Below are 3,394 nucleotides of genomic sequence, written 5' to 3'. Positions count from 1 at the left end.
GGTCGTTGTTTGAGAACTGCACAGTGGACGCGAGCATCTGTGGCCAAGTTTTTAAGGGCGCACGGTGGATGCCTTGGCACCAGGAACCGATGAAGGACGTGGGAGGCCGCGATAGGCCCCGGGGAGCTGTCAACCGAGCTGTGATCCGGGGTGTCCGAATGGGGAAACCCGGCAGTCGTCATGGGCTGTCACCTACTGCTGAACACATAGGCAGTATGGAGGGAACGCGGGGAAGTGAAACATCTCAGTACCCGCAGGAAGAGAAAACAACCGTGATTCCGGGAGTAGTGGCGAGCGAAACCGGATGAGGCCAAACCGTATGCGTGTGATACCCGGCAGGGGTTGCGTATGCGGGGTTGTGGGATCGCACTTTCATGGTCTGCCGGCCATGAGGCGAGTCAGAAACCGTTGATGTAGGCGAAGGGCATGCGAAAGGCCCGGCGTAGAGGGTAAGACCCCCGTAGCTGAAACATTAGCGGCTTGCTTGTGCGACACCCAAGTAGCACGGGGCCCGAGAAATCCCGTGTGAATCTGGCGGGACCACCCGTTAAGCCTAAATATTCCCTGGTGACCGATAGCGGATAGTACCGTGAGGGAATGGTGAAAAGTACCGCGGGAGCGGAGTGAAATAGTACCTGAAACCGTGTGCCTACAAGCCGTGGGAGCGTCGGATGTACTTTGTGCATCTCGTGACTGCGTGCCTTTTGAAGAATGAGCCTGCGAGTTTGCGGTGTGTTGCGAGGTTAACCCGTGTGGGGAAGCCGTAGCGAAAGCGAGTCCGAATAGGGCGACCAGAGTAGCGCGCCCAAGACCCGAAGCGGAGTGATCTAGCCATGGGCAGGTTGAAGCGGCTGTAAGAGGTCGTGGAGGACCGAACCCACCAGGGTTGAAAACCTGGGGGATGACCTGTGGTTAGGGGTGAAAGGCCAATCAAACTCCGTGATAGCTGGTTCTCCCCGAAATGCATTTAGGTGCAGCGTCGTGTGTTTCTTGCCGGAGGTAGAGCACTGGATAGGCGATGGGCCCTACCGGGTTACTGACCTTAGCCAAACTCCGAATGCCGGTAAGTGAGAGCGCGGCAGTGAGACTGTGGGGGATAAGCTCCATGGTCGAGAGGGAAACAGCCCAGAGCATCGACTAAGGCCCCTAAGCGTACGCTAAGTGGGAAAGGATGTGGAGTCGCAGAGACAACCAGGAGGTTGGCTTAGAAGCAGCCACCCTTGAAAGAGTGCGTAATAGCTCACTGGTCAAGTGATTCCGCGCCGACAATGTAGCGGGGCTCAAGCGTACCGCCGAAGTCGTGTCATTGCAGCATGTACATCTAACGGTGNGCTGTGATGGGTAGGGGAGCGTCGTGTGCCGGGTGAAGCAGCGCCGGAAGGTAGTTGTGGACGGTTCACGAGTGAGAATGCAGGCATGAGTAGCGATACAAGAGTGGGAAACTCTTGCGCCGATTGACTAAGGGTTCCTGGGTCAAGCTGATCTGCCCAGGGTAAGTCGGGACCTAAGGCGAGGCCGACAGGCGTAGTCGATGGACAACCGGTTGATATTCCGGTACCCGCTTTGAAGCGCCAGCGCTGAACCAGGCGATGCTAAGTCCGTGAAGCCGCCCTGATCTCTTCGGAGTTGAGGGGAGTGGTGGAGCCGACGGACCAGACCTGTAGTAGGTGAGCGATGGGGTGACGCAGGAAGGTAGTCCAGCCCGGGCGGTGGTTGTCCCGGGGTAAGGGTGTAGGACGTCACGTAGGCAAATCCGCGTGACATATAGTCTGAGACCTGATGCCGAGCCGATTGTGGTGAAGTGGATGATCCTATGCTGTCGAGAAAAGCCTCTAGCGAGTTTCATGGCGGCCCGTACCCTAAACCGACTCAGGTGGTCAGGTAGAGAATACCGAGGCGTTCGGGTGAACTATGGTTAAGGAACTCGGCAAAATGCCCCCGTAACTTCGGGAGAAGGGGGGCCATGTCCGGTGATGAGACACGCTCTCTGAGCTGGGTGTGGCCGCAGAGACCAGCGAGAAGCGACTGTTTACTAAAAACACAGGTCCGTGCGAAGCCGTAAGGCGATGTATACGGACTGACGCCTGCCCGGTGCTGGAACGTTAAGGGGACCGGTTAGCTCCATTTCGGTGGGGCGAAGCTGAGAACTTAAGCGCCAGTAAACGGCGGTGGTAACTATAACCATCCTAAGGTAGCGAAATTCCTTGTCGGGTAAGTTCCGACCTGCACGAATGGCGTAACGACTTCTCGACTGTCTCAACCATAGGCCCGGTGAAATTGCACTACGAGTAAAGATGCTCGTTTCGCGCAGCAGGACGGAAAGACCCCGGGACCTTTACTATAGCTTGATATTGGTGTTCGGTTCGGCTTGTGTAGGATAGGTGGGAGACTGTGAAGCATGCACGCCAGTGTGTGTGGAGTCGTCGTTGAAATACCACTCTGGTCGTGCTGGATGTCTAACCTGGGTCCGTGATCCGGATCAGGGACAGTGTCTGGTGGGTAGTTTAACTGGGGCGGTTGCCTCCTAAAGGGTAACGGAGGCGCCCAAAGGTTCCCTCAGCCTGGTTGGTAATCAGGTGTTGAGTGTAAGTGCACAAGGGAGCTTGACTGTGAGACCGACGGGTCGAGCAGGGACGAAAGTCGGGACTAGTGATCCGGCGGTGGCTTGTGGAAGCGCCGTCGCTCAACGGATAAAAGGTACCCCGGGGATAACAGGCTGATCTTCCCCAAGAGTCCATATCGACGGGATGGTTTGGCACCTCGATGTCGGCTCGTCGCATCCTGGGGCTGGAGTCGGTCCCAAGGGTTGGGCTGTTCGCCCATTAAAGCGGTACGCGAGCTGGGTTTAGAACGTCGTGAGACAGTTCGGTCCCTATCCGCTGTGCGCGTAGGAGTCTTGAGAAGGGCTGTCCCTAGTACGAGAGGACCGGGACGGACGAACCTCTGGTGTGCCAGTTGTCCTGCCAAGGGCATGGCTGGTTGGCTACGTTCGGGAGGGATAACCGCTGAAAGCATCTAAGCGGGAAGCCTGCTTCGAGATGAGGGCTCCCACCCACTTGATGGGGTAAGGCTCCCAGTAGACGACTGGGTTGATAGGCCAGGTGTGGAAGACCGGTAACGGTTGGAGCTGACTGGTACTAATAGGCCGAGGGCTTGTCCTCAGTTGCTCGCGTCCACTGTGTAAGTTCTGAGGCAACGAACAGTTGCCGGCTTTGAGCAGAACCACTTAATTGAAAAGTGTGCTTGTTCGCTCGAAACCGATAGGGTTTCGGTGGTCATAGCGTTAGGGAAACGCCCGGTTACATTCCGAACCCGGAAGCTAAGCCTTTCAGCGCCGATGGTACTGCATGGGGGACCGTGTGGGAGAGTAGGACGCCGCCGAACAATCTTTCAA

2 rRNA genes are annotated in these 3,394 nt (G+C 56.9%); both read left to right on the top strand.

Annotation, left to right across the window (positions count from 1 at the left end):
- The first annotated feature begins 41 nt into the window (after positions 1–41).
- Positions 42–3,161 (top strand): 23S ribosomal RNA (locus tag CV755_RS32935).
- 106 nt (positions 3,162–3,267) lie between these two features.
- Positions 3,268–3,384: ribosomal RNA gene (gene rrf / locus CV755_RS32930) — 5S ribosomal RNA — on the top strand.
- The last annotated feature ends 10 nt before the right edge of the window (positions 3,385–3,394 follow it).

This window comes from Streptomyces orinoci (assembly GCF_003121295.1).
In the GTDB taxonomy this organism is placed as follows: domain Bacteria; phylum Actinomycetota; class Actinomycetes; order Streptomycetales; family Streptomycetaceae; genus Streptomyces; species Streptomyces orinoci.
This window is presented reverse-complemented; position numbering and strand designations above follow the sequence as displayed.